This window comes from Streptomyces sp. NPDC053665 (assembly GCF_055585285.1).
Genome location: NZ_JBVJKK010000007.1, coordinates 370,880 through 391,019 on the forward strand (window position 1 = coordinate 370,880; position 20,140 = coordinate 391,019).

Genomic DNA, 20,140 nt, shown 5'->3' on the forward strand with positions numbered 1-20,140 from the left:
CTCAGTCAAAAGCGGTGCGTACGTTCCGGTCGTAAGACAGCGAGCCTACCCGCTCCCAGGGACCCGAACGGGTGACTCAGACCGCACCGACTCGCTGACCTGGGATCACCCCGCGCGTCTGTGTTGTTTGGGACGAGATCGTTTCTCGACGTACATCCGCTCGTCAGCGGATTTCAACACTTCGTCCGCCGTCATTCCACAGTGTGCCCATCCGATGCCGAAACTGGCGCCCACGCGGACGGCCCGCCCCTCGGCGCGGATGGGCTGGATGATCTCGTTGCGCAGCCGGACCGCGAGGTCCTGCGCGTCGGCGCGGCCGAGCCCGTCGGCGAGGATGACGAATTCGTCACCTCCGAGCCGGGCGACGGTGTCGCCGTCGCGCACGCCGTTGCTCAATCTCCGCGCGACCTCGATGAGCACCGCGTCGCCCGCGTTGTGCCCGAACCGGTCGTTGATCGACTTGAAGCCGTCCAGGTCGCAGAAGAGGACGGCGAGCCCCTTGGTGCCGTCGTCATGGTCCCCGTCCGGCGCGACGGTGTGCACGTGGTGGTCGAACGCGTCGTACGGCTCGCCCCCCGCCGGGAAGTCGAAGCCGGTGCCGACCGCGTCGAACGCGGGGTGGCCGTAGGCGGCGTCGTGGGACTCGGCGACGGCGGCGTACGGGGGCGTGGCGCGCCGGCACAGGCGGGCCGACAGCCGGGAGCGCAGCTCGGCGGAGTTCGGCAGGCCGGTGAGGGAGTCGTGCGAGGCGCGGTGGGCGAGCTGGAGCTCGCGGCGCTTGCGCTCCTCTATGTCCTCGACGTGGGTGAGCAGGAAGCGCGGCCCGTCGGCGGCGTCCGCGACGACGCTGTTGCGCAGGCTGACCCAGACGTACGTGCCGTCCCGGCGGCCGAGGCGGAGCTCGGCGCGACCGCCCTCCGCGGAGGTCCGCAGCAGGGTGCCGATGTCCTCGGGGTGGACCAGGTCGGAGAAGGAGTAGCGGCGCATCGCGGAGGCGGGGCGGCCCAGCAGCCGGCACAGCGCGTCGTTGGTGCGCAGGATCCGGCCGTGCTGGTCGCCGCCCATCTCGGCGATGGCCATGCCGGACGGGGCGTACTCGAAGGCCTGCCGGAAGCTCTCCTCGCTCGCCCGCAGGGCCTGCTGCTCGCGCTCCAGGCGGACCAGGGCGCGCTGCATGTTGGCACGCAGACGCGCGTTGCTGATGGCGATGGCGGCCTGGAAGGCGTACATCTGGAGCGCCTCGCGGCCCCAGGCACCGGGCCGGCGGCCGTTGCGCGGGCGGTCCACGGACAGGACCCCGATCAGCTCGCCGCAGGCCGCGTTGCCCTGCGGGCCGGGCGCGTACATCGGAGCGAAGAGGCGGTCGGCCGGGTGCCACTCGTCCTCGAATCGGGGGGCGGGGCCGTCGGTGTACCACTGGGGGACGTCGTCGTCGTCGAGGACCCAGCCCTCGGTGTGGGGTATGAACACCAGGTCGCCCCAGTGCTCGCCCATGCCGAGGCGGCGGTCCCAGGAGTCGCGCGAGCCGACGCGGCCGGTGATGAGCGCCTCGGCGGCCGGGTTCCCGGCGAAGGCGGCGACGACGAGGTCGCCGTCGGGCCGGACGAGGTTCACGCACGCCAGCTCGTACCCGAGGGCGGCGACGACGCCTTCCGCGACGGTCTGCAGGGTGTCCGCCAGGCTGCGGGCCGTGTTCATGTCGGCCATGACCTGGTGCAGTTGCCGCAGGGACGCAAGACGGACATACGGCTCCGACTCGGTCTCCATGCTCGCCCTCCCCCCGAGTACCTCGCAGCAAATCAAGAATCAAGGGTCTTCATCGGCGTACGGTCCTGGCAGCTTCCTTCGCCACTGAATCACAGCGCGCTGCCCACTCGGTACACAGGGTCAACAATTCCTGCCCCTTGTGACTCAAGTCACAGGCAAACCTGAACAATTGAGTGGAGTTTCTGCGTTTTTCACGTGCGTCTACCGAGCACAAAGTTCATCTCGTTGCACACATCTATTCATGAGGCCGTTGCGCAGATGGGGTTGCCCACCGTCCGTGACGTCCGCCGGGAGTCCTAGGACCGTGATCGGGCGGGAGCCCGATGCGCGGCGCCGAGGGCGGCGATTAGCGTTCCGGATGTGCCGAACACTCCCGCCGCCCCGTCCCCGATCATGCCGCCGCCCGCCTCCGGGCATCCTGAGGGGGTGAGCAACGACGAGTTCCGCGCCGCCATGTCCCGGCTGGCCTCCGGCGTGGTCCTGGTGACCGCCCAGGAGCCGCCGCTGGACCCGGACGACCCCACGGCCCCGGGCGGCGAGGACGTGGGCATGACCGCCACGGCCTTCATGTCGGTGTCCCTCGACCCGCCCCTGGTGCTGGTGAGCCTGCGCGAGGGCTCCCGCATGGACGAGCTGCTGGAGGAGCAGGACCTGTGGGCGGTGTCGGTCCTCTCCGAGAGCCAGCGGCACATCGCGGGCCGGTTCGCGATGAAGGGCCGGGTCAGCGACCGCCTGCTGTTCGCCGACATCCCGTACACCCGCGGCGAGTACACCGGGTCGCCGCTGGTGGGCGGTGCCCTGGCGGTCCTGGAGTGCCGCACCGAGCAGCGCGTGCCGGCCGGTGACCACACCCTGGTCATCGGCCGCGTCCTGACGGCCCGGACCCCGAGCGCGGACGGCGGCCCCCTGGCGTACTTCCGCGGCCGGTACCGGCAGTTGGACCGATGACCGGCTCCCCGCGACCGATCGTCTCCCCGCGACCGGACCACCCGCCCCGGGGCGCGTGCAGGAACCCCGGCGGCGGCCGGAGCGCGGGCGGGCCGGACCCGGCCTGACGCGGCGTGGCCCCGCTAGCCCCAGTTCTGCCCGGAGCGGCCGCGCTTGGTGTCGGAGCGCTGCTTCTTCTCGCGCAGCCGTCGTTCGTTGATGCCGCGCGGGACGCGGGTCGGCCTGCGGGGCTTGGGCGGCGGTGCGCTGGCCTCGGCCAGCAGCGCGGCCAGGCGCACGGCGGCGGCCTCGCGGTTGCGCCACTGCGAGCGGTGCTCGGAGGCCCGGACGGTGACGACACCGTCGACCAGGCGGCCGGCCAGCCGCTCCAGGGCCCGCCGCTTCCACACCTCCGGCAGGGCCTCGGTGCGCGCCAGGTCGAAACTCAGCTCGACCTTGGAGTCGCTGGTGTTGACGTGCTGTCCGCCCGGCCCCGACGAGCGCGAGAAACGCCACATGAGCTCGGCCTCGGGCAGGGAGACGGAGCCGCGGATGACATGGGGACCGGACATGCCGTCCATGTTCCCGCTCCTGTCCCGTCCACGTCACCCGAATAATCCCGGGTAAAGAAAGTAAAGGACCTGGAACCTCGCGTACCCCTCTCCGCGTTCATGGGGGTAGCTGTAGCTTCTTTGCCGTACGTACACGAGGGAAGGGACTCCCAACAATGGCTGTAAGCCTGTCCAAGGGTGGCAACGTCTCGCTCACCAAGGAGGCTCCGGGCCTGACCGCCGTCACCGTGGGCCTCGGCTGGGACGTCCGCACCACCACCGGCACGGACTTCGACCTCGACGCCTCCGCGATCGCGGTCAACACGCAGGGCAAGGTCTACTCGGACGCCCACTTCGTCTTCTTCAACAACAAGCAGACGCCGGACAACTCGATCGTCCACACCGGTGACAACCGCACCGGCGAGGGCGCCGGCGACGACGAGGCGATCAACGTCAACCTCGCCGCCCTCCCGGCCGACATCGACAAGATCGTCTTCCCGGTCTCGATCTACGACGCCGAGAACCGCAGCCAGAACTTCGGTCAGGTGCGCAACGCCTACATCCGCATCGTCAACCAGGCCGGCGGCGCCGAGATCGCGCGCTACGACCTGTCGGAGGACGCGGCGACGGAGACCGCCATGGTCTTCGGCGAGCTGTACCGCAACGGCGCGGAGTGGAAGTTCCGCGCCGTCGGCCAGGGCTACGCCTCGGGCCTGGTCGGCATCGCCCAGGACTTCGGCGTGAACGTCTGACGGACGCCCGAACCCGGTGAGCGGAGTTCCCCCGGGCCGACGACAACCGGCCCGGGGGGCTTTCCCCCAAGGGCGCGGGGAACTGCGCGACAAGCCACCGTCCCCCCGCAGGGACGAAACACCCGAGCCCCTACGGCCACGCGAAGCCCTCCCCTGCGCGGGATACGTTCCCCGGGTGATCCTCGCCCCCCTCCCCCCGGTTCCCCCGAGCGGTTCCCTCCTCGCGGAGCTGACCGCCCTCTACGCCTCCAACACCGCGTTCCACACCCTCAGCGGCGACTTCCCCGACCCCCACGACATCCGCCCCGAGCAGGTCGCGGCCGCGCTGGCCGCCGAGTGGGAACAGCCCGGCACGGAGGTCCTGCTCGCCCGCGGCGCCGGCCGCCTCGTCGGCATCGCCGTCACCCTCGCCCACCACCCCGACCCGGCCGACCCCGACCCGTGGATCGGTCTGCTGATGGTGGACGCCGCCCTGCACGGCCAGGGGCACGGCCGCCGCCTGGCGTCCCTCGTCGAGGACCGCTTCCGCGCGGCGGGCCGCACCGCCGTACGCCTCGCCGTCCTCACCGGCAACGCCGGGGCCCTGACCTTCTGGACCTCCCTCGGCTACGGGACGATCGGCCACCGCGAGGACCGGCAGCTGGGCCGCCCCTGCACCGTCCTGCGCAAGGTCCTCAGCACTCCCTAGGGGGTGCCGTCCGGCTTCCCCTCGCCGTACAGCCAGTCCCGCCAGACGGGGTCGAGGTCCTTCCCGGGCGCCTGCCGCTCGACGTAGGCGGTGAAGTCGGCCGTGCCGGCGTTCCCGTAGCGGTACGCGGCGGCCCAGCCGCGCAGGATCCGCCCGAAGGCCGCGTCGCCGACGGTCCGGCGGACCTGCTGGAGCACCATCGCGCCCCGCCAGTACACCGCCGGGTCGGAGATCCGCGCGGCGTCCGGCGGCTCGGCCGGCGGAAAGGCCCACACCTCCTCGGCCTCCTCCTCGGTGGTGAAGTAGCTGCCGGAGTACAGCGCGTCGAACGTCTGCTGCGCACTCCTCCCGCCGTGCTCCTCCTCCCACAGCCACTCCGCGTACGTCGCGAACCCCTCGTTGAGCCACATGTCCCGCCAGCTCTCCGGCGAGACGGAGTCGCCGTACCACTGGTGGGCCAGCTCGTGGACGAGGAGCGTCAGGTCGGGGGCGCCGGGGAAGACCGGCCGGGTCTGCGTCTCCAGGGCGTAGCCGAGCTCGGGCGCCCGGTCGACGATCGCACCCGTCGAGGAGAAGGGGTACGGCCCGAACCGCCGCTCCGCCCAGGCCAGCACCTCCGGGAGCCGCCGCAGCACCGGCCGGCTCGCCTCCGCCTCCGCCGGGTCCACGGCCGTGTACACGGGCAGGCCGGCCGGGGTGCGGGAGCGGTCGACCTCGAAACGGCCGATCGCCAGCGTGGCCAGGTAGCTCGCCATCGGCCGCCCCATGTGCCACTCCGTCGTCGTGCGGCCGCCGGCGGTGCGTTCGCCGCGCAACTCCCCGTTGGACACGGCCCGCAGGCCCTCCGGCACGGTCACGGTCAGGTCGTAGGCGGCCTTGTCGGAGGGATGGTGGTTGCCGGGGAACCAGGCCATCGACCCCGTCGGCTCCCCCAGGGCGAGCACCCCGTCCGCGGTGCGCAGCCAGCCCTCCTGCGAGCCGTCCGGGTCGGTGACGGTCTGCGGGACCCCCGAGTAGCGGACGGTGACGCGGAAGGTCGCGCCCCGGCGGATGTCGTCGCGCGGCCTGACGGTGAGTTCCTGGCCCGCGCGGTTGAAGCGGGCCAGGCGGCCGCCCACGGTGACCTCGCCGACCTCCAGACCGAGCAGGTCCAGGTTGAAGGCGGAGAGGTCCTCGTCCGCGCGGGCGGTGAGGGTGGCCGTGCCGGTCAGGCGGTGCGCGTCCGGCTCGTAGGCGAGGCGCAGGCCGTAGTGGCGCACGTCGTACCCGCCGTTGCCCGCCTTCGGGAAGTACGGGTCGCGCACGCCGGAGCCGCCCGGGGTGCCGTGCACCCCACCGCCGCATCCGGTGAGGGCGAGGACGCAGGCGAGCAGGACGGGGACACCACGTGCAGAACGGGCCACGATCGCGATCCTATGGCGGCGTGACACCATCACCTGCGTGCTCGACATCGGCTACGCCCTCTCCAACCGCTTCCCCGACCCGCCGCAGACCGACTACCGCCGCGCGGACGTCCGTGCGCTGCGCCACGACCTGTTCTGCGGTGACGTCTACCTGGCGGACACCAGGACCGACCACGAGGTCTCCACGTCCTGGGGGTGGGTGCCGGTGCTCGACTTCGCGTGGGCCCTGTGCGACATCGTCGAGCGCGTCGACCGGGACCCGGCCGGTTCCCGCGCCTCCCGGCCACAGCGCGCGGAGCTGGACTTCACGGAGTCGACGGACCGGATGCTCTTCGAGCGGCGCTTCGGCTGGGTCGACATCGAGGCCGACTGGATGCGCCCGGAGGAACCGCCGCTCACCGTCTCCCACAGCGAACTGCGCCGCGAGGCACGGGACTTCCTGCACGACCTGATCGCCGACCTCAGCGACCTCCACGACGACCTGGCCGAGAACCCGGCGATCTGGACCCTCCAGTCCCGCTTCCCCCGGGTGTCGTGAGGCCGGCGGCGCGAGTCGCCGAGGCCGTCGGGCTCCGAGCCGTCAGCCCTCCACCCTGATCCCCCACTGCGCCGCCAGGGCCGGAGCCAGGTCCAGCAGTTGGGCCGGGCTGATCACCGCGCCCGACAGACGGTCCAGGCCGCTGCTGATCTCCACCGACGCGGCCCTGCGCAGATCGACGTCGACGAGGGTCGCCGCGTGCAGGTCGGCGCCCTTCAGGACGCAGTCGACGAACTCCACCCGCTCCAGACGCGCCCCGCCGAAGTCCGGCTCGACCAGCACGCAGCCCTCGAAGACGACGTCCCTCAGCCGGGCCGTCCGCAGATTCGCGAAGTCGATCTTCCCGCCGCGGACCAGCACCCGCTCCAGCACCGCCCCGTGCAGCTGCGGCCCGCCCAGACGGGCGTCCGTCAGCTCCACGTCCCGCAGGGTCGCCTCGGCCAGGTCCGTGCCGACCCCGCGCACACCGCTCAGCACCGAGTCCAGCAGGCGGGCGTGGCGCAGCCGCGTCTCGTCCAGCGCGCACCCCGTCAGCGCGCAGTCCATGAACCGCGCGCCGGACCCGTCCTGCCCGCCGAGATCCAGCCCGTCGAACCCCAGCCCGTCGTAGTCCCCGTCCGGCTCCAGGCCGCCGCCCCCGAACGGCTCCGGCGACGGCAGCCGCACCTCCGGCCGCCGCGCGCCCTTCACCCCGCCCGCCGCTCTCCTCGCCATGCCCCCCATGCTGCACCCCGGCACTGACAACCCGCCCCCACCTGCGCGGACACCGGTCGTGTCACATCCCGGTACCCCCGGCCCGTCGTACTCCCGAAGGCCCGGCCCGCCCCGCGGGGCCCCGGCCAGGAAGGCCCCGGCCAGGAGGGCCACCGCGACCCGAGGGAGAGCCCCAGCCATGCACCGCATCACCGTCGTCGGCGGCGGCTTCGCCGGACTGACCGCCGCCATCACCGCCGCCGAGGCGGGCGCCCAGGTCACCGTCCACGAGGCCCATCACACCCTCGGCGGCCGGGCCCGCACCGCCGAGGGCCCGTACCGCACCAACGAGGGACCGCACGCCCTGTACAACGGCGGCCCGCACTGGGCCTGGCTCCGGCAGCGCGATCTCATCGGCCCCCTCGCCCCGATCCCGCCCCTGGAGGCGGCCCGGCTCCGGCTGCGGCACCAGGGCGCGCTGCGCCGCACCCCTCCCTTCGCGATGCTCAAGCTGCTGCGCCGCACCGGCCGGCAGGCACCCGTCGACGCCGACTTCCTGACCTGGGCGACCGGCATCGCGGGCGAGGAGGGCGCCCGGGCCGCCGCGCACTACTCCGCGGTCGCCCTCTTCCACCACGACCCCGGCTCCCTGTCCGCCGCGTTCGTGCAGGAGCGGCTGCGGCGCGCCACCCGGCTGCCGCCCGAGGCGCACTACCCGCGCGGCGGCTGGGCGAGCGTCATCGACCGGATGGCCGCCCGCGCCTGGAACCTGGGGGTGCGCATCGAGACCCTCTCCCGCGTCGACACGCTCCCCACCGGCACCCCCGTCGTGGTCGCCACCTCCCTGCCCGCCGCGCGCCGCCTGCTCGGCGACGACTCGCTGACCTGGCCGAGCGGCCGGACGGCCCTGGTCGACCTGGCGGTGCGCACCCGCCGCGGCGACGCCTTCGCCGTGTCCGACCTCGACGCCCCGGGCTGGATCGAGCGGTTCACCGCCCAGGACCGCAGCCTCGCCCCGGCCGGGGAGCAGCTGATCCAGGGGCAGATCCCGCTCGCGCCGCACGAGGCGAAGGCGGACGGCACCGCCCGCGCCGAGCAGCTGCTCGACCTGGCCTTCCCCGGCTGGCGCGACCGGGTCACCTGGCGGCGCACGTCGGTGGCCGACGGCCGGACGGGCGCCGTCGACCCGCCCGGCACCAGCTGGCGCGACCGGCCTGCCGTGGACCGGGGCGACGGTGTCTACCTCGCCGGCGACCAGGTCGCCGCCCCCGGCGTGCTCTCGGAGGTCTCCTTCAACAGCGCCCTCACGGCGGTGTCCCTGGCCCTCGGCCGGCACGAGCTTGACCTCGAGCAAGCTTGAGGTCGCAGGCTGGGGCCGCAGTCCGCGACGACACGAGGAGCCCCGTATGCACGCCGTACGCCTGCACGCCTTCGGCCCCGCCGAGAACCTCACCTACGAGCAGGTGGAGGACCCCAGTCCCGGCCCCGGCCAGGTCCGGATCGCCGTCCGCGCGGCCGGGGTCCACCTGCTGGACACCGCCCTGCGCCAGGGCATGCGCGGCGGCCCGGCCGGCGAACCGTCGCCGCTGCCCACGATCCCCGGCCGCGAGGTCGCCGGGGTCGTCGAGTCGCTGGGCGAGGGGGTCGCCCGACTGTGGCTGGGCAAGCGGGTCGTCGCCCACCTCGGCTTCGTCCCCGGTGGATACGCCGAACTCGCCGTCACCGAGGCGGAGCGCCTGCACGAGATCCCCGAGCGCCTGGACTTCGCGGCGGCCGTCGCCATGATCGGCACGGGGCGTACGGCGATGGGCATCGTGCAGTTCGCCGAACTCGGCCCGGACTCGGTGGTCGTCGTCCCGGCCGCGGCCGGCGGCATCGGCACCCTGCTCGTGCAGTACGCCAGGAACGCCGGGGCGACCGTCGTCGGACTCGCGGGCGGGCCGGAGAAGACCGCCCGCGTCCGGGAGGCCGGCGCCGACATGGCCGTCGACTACACGGAAGCGGCCTGGCCGGCGAAGGTACGCGCCCACCTGGGCGGCCGCCCCGCGACCGTGGTCTTCGACGGGGTCGGTGGCGACGTCGCCCGCGAGGCCGTCGCCCTGCTCGGGCCCGGCGGCCGGCACCTCGTCTTCGGCTGGTCCGGGGAGGGCGTCCTGGGCGGCGGCCCCTACCTGGTCGACGGGGTGTCCGAGCAGGTCCTCGGCCCGGTGATGCTGGGGCGGGCGGGCGGCCCCGACCCCCTGCGCACCCTGGAGCTGCGCGCCCTCGCCGAGGCCGCGCACGGCCGCCTCGTCCCGGCGGTCCAGCGCTTCCCCCTCGCGGAGGCGGCGACGGCCCACCGCGCGCTGGAGAACCGCGGGACGACGGGCAAGGTGGTCCTGGAGCCGTGAGCCGACGCGGGAACGGCGGGGGCTGCCCGGCCGGGGGGCGGAAAACCGCATGCCCCGCCCCGCCACCCCCACTACCGTGCCGGGCGTGACGATCGAGATCCCCCGGGAACTGGCGGCCGCACAGGCGGAGTACAACGGCGAGTCCGGCCGTGCCTTCATCGCCGCCCTGCCCGGCCTGGCGGACCGCTTCCTCACCCGGTGGGACCTGGAACCGGAACCCGGCGGCAGGCCCATGCACGGCGTCTCCGCCCTGGTCCTGCCGGTGGTGCGCCGCGGCGACGGCACCCCCGCCGTCCTCAAGCTCCAGCTCCTCGACGAGGAGAGCGAGGGCGAGCCCGTCGCCCTGCGCGTGTGGGACGGCGCCGGGGCGGTCCGGCTGCTCGACTACGACGCACCCACCGGCACCCTGCTGCTGGAACGCCTCGACGAGACCCGGATGCTCGCCCACGAGCCGGACACCCGCCGGGCCGTCCTCACCATCGCCGAACTGCTGGCCCACCTGACGTCCTTCCCGGCCCCGCCCGGCCTGCGCCGGCTCGGCGACATCGCCCGCGCGATGCTCGACGCCACGCCCCGGGCCCTCGACCGCGTCCCCGACCCGTGGGCGCGCCGCCTCGTCGCCGACTGCGCGGCCGCGGTGCGCGAGGTCGCCGACGAGCCGGGCGACCGCCTCCTGCACTGGGACCTGCACGACGAGAACGTCCTGGCCTCCCGCCGCGCCCCCTGGCTCGCGATCGACCCCAAGCCCCTCGCGGGCGACCCGGGCTTCGACCTCTGGCCCGCCCTCGACAACCGCTTCGACCCCGCCGAGATCCTCTGGCGCTTCGACGCCCTGACGGACGTCCTGTCCCTGGACCGCGCCCGGGCCCGCGCCTGGACCCTGGGCCGCGTCCTGCAGAACGCCCTGTGGGACATCGAGGACGGCCGCCCCCTCGACCCGGCCCACCTGGAGACCGCCCACCGCCTGCGCACGCAGGGGGCCTGACCAGCCCGTCGGACACCTGCCTACCGGGCGAGGACCGCTTCGAGCTTGACAGCGAATTCCTGCAGGCCGGGGGGCACGTGCTTCGCCCGGTCGAGTACGTCGTTCACTGTGTCGAGGGTCCGCGTGAAGCACGTACGGCTTTTCTCGGCCTCCGGCTGATTGAGGGCTGTCAACTGGGCAGCGCTCTGCAGGACCTCGTCCGACCACAGAGTCACGTTCGAAACGGCCGCGTCAGGGATCGAGACGGAAGCAGAGTCGATGCCCAGGTCCAGGGAGACGCCATAGAGCCAGGATTCCGAGACGCTGTCCCCCGTCGGCCCCAGGGAGAAGGCCAACGCCTCACCTTTACCCGGACGCACTTGGAAGAACGTCGCCTTCTTGACCGTGTCCCCCGGCTTGACATCGGGCGGAACCCCGACCCCGAACGTCACGTAGTCGATGTTCCCGCCTCCGATGCGGGAGCACCGGTGCATGTCCTGCGCCGCGAAGAAGGTGAACGTCGCGGATTTCACGTAGGACGTCTCATTCCCCTCGTTCGACAGCAGGACGTCGAGCACGGGCGCCTCGAACGTGCGCTTCGTCTTCTTGTAGCCAGGCACCTCCGTCTCGCCGTGCAGCTCCTTGATGCCCCCTACGGCGACGTTCTGGATCTTGACGGCCGATTTGCTCTCCGGCTTCGGCTGCAGATCGGGGAAGAACGTGAAGAACAGACCGACGGCCGCCGCGACAAGGCCGATCACCGCCGTCGCTCCCACGATCAGCACCCCAAGGCGGTGGGCCTGGAAGGCTGTCTGCACGCGTTCCCAGAAGGACTGCCCCTCCGGGCGGGAGCGATCCTGTCCCTCGTGCGCCTCGCCGCTCCGGCCACCCTCGGCAGTGCCTGTCGATGCCTGCCGTGTGTCCCGGGATCTAGGCATGTCCATCCCGCCCTAACACGTGGTCACGTCGAGTCTCGACGGCGCCCGGCCCGAAAGCTTCCCGTCTTCCACCCTGAAGATCTGGACGTACTTGCGGCGCGGGCACGCCTTGGCGTCCATGTAGCGCCACTGATCGGCGACGACCGTGACCAGGTCCTTCCTGACCGTGATCTTCCGGACCTTCGCCCCCGTTTCCACGGCCCGCCGGTAATCCTTGGTTCTCGGCATGGACACCAACGTGCCGAGCACCGTCGGCTCCTCGGCCGCCGACGCCCCGTCCAAGGCGACCACGTGACTGAACGAACTCGCGTCCCCGGTCACGCATTCCAGGGAGACGATGACATCGTCCTTGCCGTCGCCACTGACATCGGATCTCACGGGCGCGAGAGGCATCTCCACCCCCAGTCCGGGGACGGAACAGTCGATGATTCCTTCGCCCCACTTCGACAGCTCCGCTGTGCTCATGTCGCGGGTGAGATCCTCAGCGGCGCCACCGCTGCAGGCCACTCCCAGGAGAAGGAAGGCCGAGACGGCCAGCGTCGGCATACCGGCGAGACGGCCGGCACGGCCCCGTCGGCCCCATGACGTTCTGGCACACACGCCGATCAAGCCCCCCCGAGACCAGATGCGTGCAACGACCTTAGAGGCGCGCGCAGTGACCGCGCCACCCGGTTCGGTGACCACAGGGGAACGGCTCCGAAAGCGAAGCCCGGCTCGGAGGACCTCCGGGCCGGGCTTCGACGCACAGAGCCCCCTGTCGGATTCGAACCGACGACCTACGCATTACAAGTGCGTTGCTCTGGCCAGCTGAGCTAAGGAGGCGGGTGCGGGGTGGGGCCCCGCGCGTGCCCGAGCAGTGTACCCAGGTCCGTCCCGGGCCCCGTCGAAAATTTCCGCGAAGTTCACAGCCGCCGAAGTACTGACAGACCAGGTGAACGGCAGGTACCGTCCTGAGCCAGTTCACACGCGTGGACTACACCACAACGGAACACCGTCGTGGCACCACCTTCCTACTCGGATCGTCCGGCACGTTCCTGCCGGTAGAAGGGGTCCATTCACCATGGCCACTGTGCAGTTCGACAAGGCGACCCGGATCTACCCGGGTTCCACCAAGCCCGCCGTCGACGCGCTCGACATCGACATCGAGGACGGCGAGTTCCTCGTCCTCGTCGGCCCGTCCGGTTGCGGCAAGTCCACCTCGCTCCGCATGCTCGCGGGGCTCGAAGACGTCAACGGCGGCGCCATCCGCATCGGCGACCGCGACGTGACCCACCTGCCGCCGAAGGACCGGGACATCGCCATGGTGTTCCAGAACTACGCGCTGTACCCGCACATGACCGTCGCCGACAACATGGGCTTCGCGCTCAAGATCGCCGGCGTCAACAAGGCGGAGATCCGGCAGAAGGTCGAGGAGGCCGCGAAGATCCTCGACCTCACGGAGTACCTGGACCGCAAGCCGAAGGCGCTCTCCGGCGGTCAGCGCCAGCGTGTCGCCATGGGCCGCGCCATCGTGCGCGAGCCGCAGGTCTTCCTCATGGACGAGCCGCTGTCCAACCTGGACGCCAAGCTCCGCGTGTCCACCCGTACGCAGATCGCCTCGCTCCAGCGTCGCCTGGGCATCACCACCGTCTACGTCACCCACGACCAGGTCGAGGCCATGACGATGGGCGACCGCGTGGCGGTCCTCAAGGACGGCCTGCTCCAGCAGATCGACACCCCGCGCAACATGTACGACAAGCCCGCCAACCTCTTCGTGGCCGGCTTCATCGGCTCCCCGGCGATGAACCTCGTCGAGGTGCCGGTCACCGACGGCGGCGTGAAGTTCGGCAAGTCGGTCGTGCCGGTCCAGCGCGACGCGATCTCCGCCACCACCGACAAGACCGTCACGGTCGGCGTCCGCCCCGAGCACTTCGACGTGGCCGGCCCCGACGCCGAGCTGGGCCTCGCCGTGACCGTCAACGTCGTCGAGGAGCTCGGCGCCGACGCCTACGTCTACGGCACCGCCCAGGTCGGTGACGAGGCCAAGGACCTCGTCGTCCGCGTCAGCGGCCGCGAGGTGCCGGAGAAGGGCAGCCAGCTGCACATCGTCCCGCGCTCCGGCGAGACCCACGTGTTCTCGACCTCCACGGGCGAGCGCCTCTCCGACTGACCCCTGGCGAACGCACGACTCCGGGTGATTCACCCGGGTTGACGAAGAGGGCCCCGCAGACCGCTGCGGGGCCCTCTCACGTTGTCGACAAATACCCCGGCAGAACGGACGTTTCGAGCGCCGTGCGTCAACCCACTACCCACGAAGGGGCACTTCCTCATCCCCCGAACCGGTGACTAAATGTCTACAAACCACTACCGGGCGCTACCCTCACACGCGTGAAGCACTCCAGCACCCCTCAGACGCGACGCGGCCGGGGCCCCGCCCGCCGGATCGGCCGCACCCTCGCATTCGTCCTGCCCGTCGTCCTGGTTCTCTCCGGGACCCTCGCGGTCACCCGAGTCAACTGGTCGGGGAACACCACCGACCCGGTGCTCACCGCCGCGGACACCTCCGTCGGGACGCCCCGCACCGTCAAGCGCGCCCCGCAGGACGTCCTGCGCGACCGGCTGCTGACGGAACTGCAGGAGAAGGACCCGGGCGTCGCGCTCACCCACCTCCAGCAGGCCGTCAACGGCCGGCCGTCCCTGGCGAAGCACTGCGCCTCGATCGCCCGCGCCCTCGGCCAGGCCGCCGTGCGGGTCTACGGCCCGACCCGCGCCCAGTCCTACGCACGGCCGGTCTGCGACACCGCCTTCGCCACCGGCGTCGCGGCCGCGCACCGCTGAGCACACCGCCCTGCCACCGGGTGGGAAGTCCGTCACGGCTGACGGGAACGGTCGTCAGCCGCTTTCCCGGGCGGGACGCCACGTACAGTTCGGTTCCATGAGCGATCCGAACGCCGCGTCCCGCCCCGTTCAAGCCGTCGTTCTGGCCGGCGGCCAGGGCTCCCGGCTGCGTCCGTACACCGACGACCGGCCCAAGCCGATGGTCGAGATCCCCGGTACGGGGACGCCGATCATCGGCCATCAGCTGTCCTGGCTCGCCGAGGAGGGCGTGACGGACGTGGTGGTCTCCTGCGGCCACCTCGCCGAGGTCCTGCAGAAGTGGCTGGAGACGGCCGAGCTGCCCGTCTCCGTGACGACGGTCGTCGAACCGGAGCCCCTCGGGCGCGGCGGCGGCCTCAAGTACGCCGCGGCCCACCTCCCCCACCCCGACCAGCCGTGGTACGCCACGAACGGGGACATCTGGACGCGGTTCTCGCTCCGGGACATGGCCGACTTCCACACCGAGCGGGACGCCGTCGCCACGCTGGCGCTCGCGCGGCCCCGCCTGCCGTGGGGAGCCGTGCAGACGGACGGGTTCGGCCGCATCACCGACTTCATCGAGGCACCGCCGTCGACCTTCGAGATCAACGCCGGTGTCTACGTCTTCTCCCCCGAGTTCGCCGAGTTGCTGCCGCACCGGGGAGACCACGAGCGGACCACGTTCCCGCACCTCGCCCGTGACCGGCGCCTGGCCGGCTTCACGATCCCCCAGGGCTCCTACTGGCGGGCCATCGACACGGCGAAGGACCTGACGGAAGCAGCGAAGGAACTGGCCGCCCTCAGCCGCTGACCCACCCGGAGCCACGCCGCTGGAGCCACGCCGCCGGAGCCACGCCCCCGGAGCCCAGCCCCGGCGTCCGCCCCGGCCCGGTCAGGCCAGGCCCGGCCCGCCACCACCCCTGCCGGCCCCGTCGCCGAGCGATGCACGAGAAGGCCCCGCACCTCCCGGTGCGGGGCCTCGTCGTCGGGCGCGCGGGGGTCAGCCGAGGAGGCCGCCCACCAGGCCCGGGCGGCCGGTGGAGCCACCGCCGTCGCTGCCGGAGCCGCCGGTCGAGCCGGCGCCGCCCGTGGCCGTGCCGCCGCCGGAGGTCGGGCCCGTCGTGGTGCTCGGCGCCTGGTTCTGCGGGGAGGACTGCTGGGGCGGGGCCTGGCCCCCGGTGCCCTGGGTCTGGCTCGGCGAGCCGCCCGTGACCGTGCCGGTGTCGCGCGTGGCGCCCGGCCGCGTCGTCGTGCCCGCGCTGGGGCTGGCCGAACCGGCCGTCGCGCCCTGCGTGGGGGAGACGGACGCCGACGGGGTGCGCTTCTTCTCCTGCCGCTTGCCGCCGGGCTCACCGGGCAGCGGGGAACCGGGCAGCTCGTTGCGCGGGGCCTCGCCCGGGCCCGGGACGACGACCCGGTCGGCGTCGCGGACGGCGCCGCCGAGCAGGGAGCCGACGAGCAGCGTGAGCCCCGTGGCGACCGCGGTGACGAGCGCGCCGCGGCGCAGCACGTAGCGCCGCAGGTCCCAGATGTCGGCGCGGGGGCCGAGCCGGCGCCAGGCGCTGCCGGCCAGGCGGCCGTCGACGGAGTAGACGGGCGCGCCGGCGATGATCAGCGGCGACCAGGCGGCGAGGTAGATGATGTCGGGCGTCTCGTAGGCCGGGACGCTCTTCCAGCTGACGGTGACCAGCAGGGCCGCCGAGAGCAGGGCGCCCAGGCAGGCGGCGACGCGCTGCCAGCAGCCCAGCACCGTCAGGACGCCGACGACGACCTGCGCGAAGGCGATGACCAGGCCGGAGCCGACCGGGTGCTCCAGGGCGAACTGGCGCAGCGGCTCGGCGACTTCCCAGGGGTGCAGGGTGTTGAGCCACTTGACCATGGAGCCGCGCTTGCCGCCGTCGAAGTAGACGGGGTCGCACAGCTTGCCCATGCCGGCGTAGATGGAGATGAAGCCGAGGAAGACGCGCAGCGGGAGCAGGACGACGCCGAGGTTCATCCGGCGGCCCGGGTAGTAGGCGTGCCGGGCCGGGTCGTCGCCGTGGCGCCTGCCGCGCCGGCCGGTCCCGTCGTCGGCGGAGTCCTCGAACTCCGCGTCCTCGTAGCCGTGCTCGTCGTAACCGCGCTCGTCGTAGCCGTGCTCGTCGTAGCCGTGCTCGTCGTAACCGGGCTGGTCGTAGCCGGGTTCGTCGTAGGCGCTTCCGACGGTGCGCATGGCGGGCAGCAGCCGCGTGCCGTCGGCCTGGTCGTGGGTGCGCTGGGGGCCGACGACCGGGGTCTCGACGGTCTGGACGAGGTCGTCCTGGTAGCCGTCGCCCGGGTAGCCGGTGCCGGCGTAACCGGCGCCCTGGTACCCGGGGGTGCCGTAGTCCGGGCCGACGCGGTCGATGACCTGCGTGGCCCCGGCGTCCGCCACGGGCTCGTCGGCGTGGGGGACGCTCCCGTGCCGCACCGCCTGGAGCAGGCGGTGGGCGCCGGTGTCGTCGGGCGCGGATCTGCCGCTCCAGACGACCGGCCGGCGGCGGGCGGCGGCCCCGTCCGCCGCGCCCCCGGCGGTGGCGGCGGGGATGCGGGCGGTGTCCTCGGTGGCGTTCAGGAGCCGTGCGACCCGGGGGGACTGGACGCGACGCGTCGAGACGCCCAACTGCACGCGGAACGACGCGTGATTGACGATGACCTGCGCCGGGTCGCTCGGCACCTTCACCATGCTCAGCGCGGGAGCGTCGTCGAGTCCCGACGAGCGGTCCCCCGTGGGAGTGCGGGGTGTTCTGGTGTCCACACTCATCTAACCGAGTGACGTCGGGTTAGGACACTGCTTTGACCCGCCGGATCTGTCCGGACCCCGTCAAGCTTGTCCTCGTCGCCCCGATGACCCGGGAATTGCCCCGCACGGGTGAAGTGGCGGACGCCTGTTCAGGCGCGTCGGCGAGCCGCCTCGTAGAGCACGATGCCCGCCGCCACACCGGCGTTGAGCGACTCGGCGCCACCCGGCATGGGGATCCGCACCCGGAAGTCACAGGTCTCCCCGACGAGCCGGGACAGGCCCTTGCCCTCGCTGCCGACGACGATCGCGACCGGGCCCTCCAGCGCCTCCAGCTCGGTCAGCTCGACGTCACCGTCGGCGGCGAGTCCGACGACCACGACACCGGCCTTCTTGTACGCCTCCAGCGCGCGCGTCAGGTTGGTGGCGCGGGCCACGGGCGTCCGGGCGGCCGTACCGGCGGACGTCTTCCACGCACCGGCCGTCATCCCGGCGGCCCGGCGCTCGGGCACCACCACGCCGTGCCCGCCGAACGCGGAGACGGACCGCACGACCGCGCCCAGGTTGCGCGGGTCGGTCACGCCGTCCAGCGCGACGATCAGCGGGTCGGCGCCCTCGTCGGCGGCCGCGTCGAGCAGGTCCTCGGGGTGGGCGTACTCGTACGGCGGGACCTGGAGGACCAGGCCCTGGTGGTTGAGGCCGTTGGTCATCCGGTCGAGCTCGGGGCGGGGGGCCTCCATGAGGTTGATCCCGCCGCGCTCGGCGGCCAGTTGCAGGGCCTCGCGCACGCGCTCGTCGTTGTCGATGAACTGCTGGACGTACAGCGTCGAGGCGGGCACGCCCTCGCGCAGGGCCTCGTAGACCGGGTTGCGGCCGACGACCAGCTCGGAGGCCGACTTGCCGCCACGGCCGCGGGGCGCGGGGCGGCGGGTCGTCTGCCGCGCCTTGGCGTTGGCGATCCGGTTCTTCTTGTGGCCCTTGCGCATCTCGGCGGGCGGGGTCGGGCCCTTGCCCTCCAGGCCCCTGCGCCGCTGGCCGCCACTGCCGACCTGCGCGCCCTTCTTGCCGGACATGCGGCGGTTGTTGGCTGCCATGACCTACCTGTCTCTGCTGTCGCCGTGAGGCGGTGAACTGCGTACGTCTATGAAGTGTGCCGCCCGGAGGCCCGGGCGGCACAATCGATCTTCCGGCCGCGGCCGGTCTAGCGCGGGCCGAGGCTCCAGCGCGGGCCCTGCGGGCTGTCCTCGATGACCAGGCCGGACTGGCCCAGCTGGTCGCGGATGGCGTCCGCGGTCGGCCAGTCCTTGCGGGCCCGGGCGGCCTCGCGCTGGTCGAGGACCATGCGCACGAGGGTGTCGACCACGCCGTGCAGGTCGTCGCCGCGGTCGCCCTCGCCGGCCCACTGGGGGTCCAGCGGGTCGAGGCCGAGCACCCCGAGCATCGCGCGGACCTCGGCGAGCCGGGCCACGGCGGCTTCCTTGTCGTCGGCGGCCAGGGCGCTGTTGCCCTGGCGGACCGTGGTGTGCACGACGGCGAGGGCCTGCGGCACGCCCAGGTCGTCGTCCATGGCCTCGGCGAAGGCGAGCGGCACCTCGCGCGCGGGCTCGACGGCGCCAGCCTTCTCCACCACGCGCTGCACGAAGCCCTCGATCCGCGCGAACGCCGACTCGGCCTCGCGCAGGGCCTCCTCGCTGTACTCGATCATCGAGCGGTAGTGCGGGGTGCCGAGGTAGTAGCGCAGCACGATGGGCCGCCAGCGCTTGACCATCTCGCTGACCAGGACCGAGTTGCCGAGCGACTTGGACATCTTCTCGCCGCTCATGGTGACCCAGGCGTTGTGCACCCAGTACCGGGCGAACTCGTCGCCGTAGGCCTTGGCCTGCGCGATCTCGTTCTCGTGGTGCGGGAAGACCAGGTCGAGGCCGCCGCCGTGGATGTCGAAGGCGGAGCCCAGGTACTTGTGGGCCATCGCCGAGCACTCCAGGTGCCAGCCGGGGCGGCCGCGGCCCCAGGGCGTCTCCCAGTCGGGCTCGCCCGGCTTGGTGGCCTTCCACATGGCGAAGTCGCGCGGGTCTCGCTTGCCCGAGACGCCCTCGTCGGGCTGGCGCAGGTCGTCGATGTCCTGGTTCGACAGCGCCAGGTAGTCGGGAAAGGAGCGGACGTCGAAGTAGACGCTGCCGTCGGCGACGTAGGCGTGCCCGCGCTCGATGAGGCCCCGCATCATCTCGACCATCTCGGTGATGTGGCCGGTGGCGCGCGGCTCGTAGGTCGGGGGCAGGCAGCCGAGGGCGCGGTAGCCGTCGTTGAACGCCCGCTCGTTCTCGTAGCCGATGGCCCACCAGGGGCGGTCCTGGTCGGCCGACTTGGCGATGATCTTGTCGTCGATGTCGGTCACGTTCCGCACGAACGTCACGTCGTAGCCGCGGTACGCGAACCAGCGGCGCATGATGTCGAAGTTCAGGCCGGAGCGGATGTGCCCGATGTGCGGGGCCGCCTGCACGGTGGCGCCACACAGGTAGATCGAGACGCAACCCGGTGTGAGCGGGGAGAAGTCACGGATCTGCCGGGCGCTGGTGTCGTACAGGCGAATAGTCACGCCTCCAGGGTAGTGGGCCGCGCGGTGTGCCTCAGGACCTTCCCCGCGGGGCGGACGATTCGTGACCTGGGCAACGGGCCCGGCCCCGGCCCTCGGGGCCACCGGCCGGCCCCTCGGCCGCACGAGGTCGGCCCCTCGACCGCACGAGGTCGGCCCCTCGACCGCACGAGGTCGGCCCCTCGACCGCACGAGGTCGGCCCCTCGGCCACACGGGGTCGGCCCCTCGGCCACACGGGGTCGGCCCCTCGACCGCACGAGGTCGGCCCCTCGACCGCACGGGGCGGGCCCTTCAGCCCGGCCCGGCTGGCCCTCGGCCCGGCCCGGCTGGCCCGCGCCCCCG

At 72.7% G+C, this 20,140-nt stretch carries 19 protein-coding genes, 1 tRNA gene and 1 pseudogene; 10 read left to right on the forward strand and 11 right to left on the reverse strand.

Annotation, left to right across the window (positions count from 1 at the left end):
• Window positions 1-105 precede the first annotated feature (105 nt).
• Window positions 106-1,767 carry a diguanylate cyclase CdgB gene (gene cdgB, locus ACZ6ZN_RS27470; RefSeq protein ID WP_398110899.1) on the reverse strand — a complete coding sequence of 554 codons (1,662 nt, stop codon included), beginning with the start codon at window positions 1,765-1,767 and terminating at the stop codon, window positions 106-108.
• A gap of 360 nt (window positions 1,768-2,127) precedes the next feature.
• On the opposite strand from cdgB, the gene ACZ6ZN_RS27475 reads away from it, so the two are divergent.
• The gene (locus ACZ6ZN_RS27475; protein ID WP_398110898.1) at window positions 2,128-2,715 is read left to right on the forward strand and encodes a flavin reductase family protein; all 588 of its coding nucleotides are present in this window, start codon (window positions 2,128-2,130) and stop codon (window positions 2,713-2,715) included.
• A gap of 122 nt (window positions 2,716-2,837) precedes the next feature.
• On the opposite strand, the gene arfB is transcribed toward ACZ6ZN_RS27475, so the two are convergent.
• Complete coding sequence (arfB, locus tag ACZ6ZN_RS27480) at window positions 2,838-3,275, reverse strand: alternative ribosome rescue aminoacyl-tRNA hydrolase ArfB (RefSeq protein WP_398110897.1); 438 nt, start codon at window positions 3,273-3,275, stop codon at window positions 2,838-2,840.
• Window positions 3,276-3,421: 146 nt separating this feature from the next.
• Between arfB and ACZ6ZN_RS27485 the strand changes: the two genes are divergently transcribed.
• Together ACZ6ZN_RS27485 and ACZ6ZN_RS27490 are read left to right on the forward strand one after the other, a co-directional pair.
• Entirely contained in the window at window positions 3,422-3,997 is a 576-nt protein-coding gene (locus tag ACZ6ZN_RS27485; protein ID WP_010035999.1) for a TerD family protein, read from the forward strand.
• Between the two features lie 175 nt (window positions 3,998-4,172).
• Entirely contained in the window at window positions 4,173-4,685 is a 513-nt protein-coding gene (locus ACZ6ZN_RS27490) for a GNAT family N-acetyltransferase (protein ID WP_469650360.1), read from the forward strand.
• On the opposite strand, the gene ACZ6ZN_RS27495 is transcribed toward ACZ6ZN_RS27490, so the two are convergent.
• Window positions 4,682-6,118 carry a M1 family metallopeptidase gene (locus ACZ6ZN_RS27495; RefSeq protein WP_469650512.1) on the reverse strand — a complete coding sequence of 479 codons (1,437 nt, stop codon included), beginning with the start codon at window positions 6,116-6,118 and terminating at the stop codon, window positions 4,682-4,684. The genes ACZ6ZN_RS27490 and ACZ6ZN_RS27495 overlap by 4 nt on opposite strands.
• A gap of 7 nt (window positions 6,119-6,125) precedes the next feature.
• Here ACZ6ZN_RS27495 and ACZ6ZN_RS27500 point away from each other — a divergent pair, with 7 nt between their 5' ends.
• Window positions 6,126-6,626 carry a hypothetical protein gene (locus ACZ6ZN_RS27500; protein ID WP_451876792.1) on the forward strand — a complete coding sequence of 167 codons (501 nt, stop codon included), beginning with the start codon at window positions 6,126-6,128 and terminating at the stop codon, window positions 6,624-6,626.
• Window positions 6,627-6,668: 42 nt separating this feature from the next.
• Here ACZ6ZN_RS27500 and ACZ6ZN_RS27505 read toward each other — a convergent pair whose 3' ends face one another.
• Window positions 6,669-7,340 (reverse strand): pentapeptide repeat-containing protein, encoded by a 672-nt coding sequence (locus tag ACZ6ZN_RS27505; RefSeq protein ID WP_451876793.1) that lies wholly within the window; start codon window positions 7,338-7,340, stop codon window positions 6,669-6,671.
• Window positions 7,341-7,518: 178 nt separating this feature from the next.
• On the opposite strand from ACZ6ZN_RS27505, the gene ACZ6ZN_RS27510 reads away from it, so the two are divergent.
• From ACZ6ZN_RS27510 to ACZ6ZN_RS27520, 3 genes are read left to right on the forward strand one after another with little or no spacing between them, the layout of a single operon-like run.
• Complete coding sequence (locus tag ACZ6ZN_RS27510) at window positions 7,519-8,679, forward strand: FAD-dependent oxidoreductase (protein ID WP_469650363.1); 1,161 nt, start codon at window positions 7,519-7,521, stop codon at window positions 8,677-8,679.
• Window positions 8,680-8,725: 46 nt separating this feature from the next.
• Window positions 8,726-9,709: a zinc-binding dehydrogenase gene (locus tag ACZ6ZN_RS27515; protein WP_451876795.1), complete on the forward strand. Its 984-nt coding sequence runs from the start codon at window positions 8,726-8,728 to the stop codon at window positions 9,707-9,709.
• A gap of 49 nt (window positions 9,710-9,758) precedes the next feature.
• Window positions 9,759-10,694 carry an aminoglycoside phosphotransferase family protein gene (locus ACZ6ZN_RS27520; RefSeq protein WP_469650364.1) on the forward strand — a complete coding sequence of 312 codons (936 nt, stop codon included), beginning with the start codon at window positions 9,759-9,761 and terminating at the stop codon, window positions 10,692-10,694.
• A gap of 20 nt (window positions 10,695-10,714) precedes the next feature.
• Here ACZ6ZN_RS27520 and ACZ6ZN_RS27525 read toward each other — a convergent pair whose 3' ends face one another.
• The 3 genes from ACZ6ZN_RS27525 to ACZ6ZN_RS27535 form a co-directional block, all read right to left on the reverse strand.
• Window positions 10,715-11,491: a hypothetical protein gene (locus tag ACZ6ZN_RS27525; RefSeq protein ID WP_469650366.1), complete on the reverse strand. Its 777-nt coding sequence runs from the start codon at window positions 11,489-11,491 to the stop codon at window positions 10,715-10,717.
• 132 nt (window positions 11,492-11,623) lie between these two features.
• Window positions 11,624-12,157, reverse strand: a complete 534-nt coding sequence (locus ACZ6ZN_RS27530; RefSeq protein ID WP_469650369.1) for a hypothetical protein — start codon at window positions 12,155-12,157, stop codon at window positions 11,624-11,626.
• 202 nt (window positions 12,158-12,359) lie between these two features.
• A tRNA-Thr gene (locus tag ACZ6ZN_RS27535) sits at window positions 12,360-12,433 on the reverse strand.
• Between the two features lie 238 nt (window positions 12,434-12,671).
• Between ACZ6ZN_RS27535 and ACZ6ZN_RS27540 the strand changes: the two genes are divergently transcribed.
• The 3 genes from ACZ6ZN_RS27540 to ACZ6ZN_RS27550 all read left to right on the forward strand — a co-directional run bounded on the left by ACZ6ZN_RS27540 (window position 12,672) and on the right by ACZ6ZN_RS27550 (window position 15,257).
• Entirely contained in the window at window positions 12,672-13,760 is a 1,089-nt protein-coding gene (locus ACZ6ZN_RS27540; RefSeq protein ID WP_398110887.1) for an ABC transporter ATP-binding protein, read from the forward strand.
• 218 nt (window positions 13,761-13,978) lie between these two features.
• On the forward strand, window positions 13,979-14,428 hold the full coding sequence (locus tag ACZ6ZN_RS27545; protein WP_398110886.1) for a hypothetical protein: 450 nt from the start codon (window positions 13,979-13,981) through the stop codon (window positions 14,426-14,428).
• A 97-nt stretch (window positions 14,429-14,525) separates the two neighbouring features.
• On the forward strand, window positions 14,526-15,257 hold the full coding sequence (locus ACZ6ZN_RS27550; RefSeq protein ID WP_398110885.1) for a nucleotidyltransferase family protein: 732 nt from the start codon (window positions 14,526-14,528) through the stop codon (window positions 15,255-15,257).
• Between the two features lie 189 nt (window positions 15,258-15,446).
• On the opposite strand, the gene ACZ6ZN_RS27555 is transcribed toward ACZ6ZN_RS27550, so the two are convergent.
• The 4 genes and pseudogenes from ACZ6ZN_RS27555 to cysS all read right to left on the reverse strand — a co-directional run bounded on the left by ACZ6ZN_RS27555 (window position 15,447) and on the right by cysS (window position 19,800).
• Window positions 15,447-16,658: a DoxX family membrane protein gene (locus ACZ6ZN_RS27555; RefSeq protein ID WP_469650514.1), complete on the reverse strand. Its 1,212-nt coding sequence runs from the start codon at window positions 16,656-16,658 to the stop codon at window positions 15,447-15,449.
• Window positions 16,585-16,950: pseudogene (locus tag ACZ6ZN_RS27560) on the reverse strand (hypothetical protein); the annotation flags it as partial. The pseudogene ACZ6ZN_RS27560 and the gene ACZ6ZN_RS27555, both read right to left, overlap by 74 nt.
• Window positions 16,951-17,356: 406 nt before the next feature.
• Window positions 17,357-18,298: a 23S rRNA (guanosine(2251)-2'-O)-methyltransferase RlmB gene (gene rlmB, locus ACZ6ZN_RS27565; protein ID WP_469650372.1), complete on the reverse strand. Its 942-nt coding sequence runs from the start codon at window positions 18,296-18,298 to the stop codon at window positions 17,357-17,359.
• Between the two features lie 107 nt (window positions 18,299-18,405).
• A complete protein-coding gene (gene cysS / locus ACZ6ZN_RS27570) occupies window positions 18,406-19,800 on the reverse strand; it encodes a cysteine--tRNA ligase (RefSeq protein ID WP_398110882.1) in 1,395 nt (464 codons plus the stop codon).
• Between the last annotated feature and the right edge of the window lie 340 nt (window positions 19,801-20,140).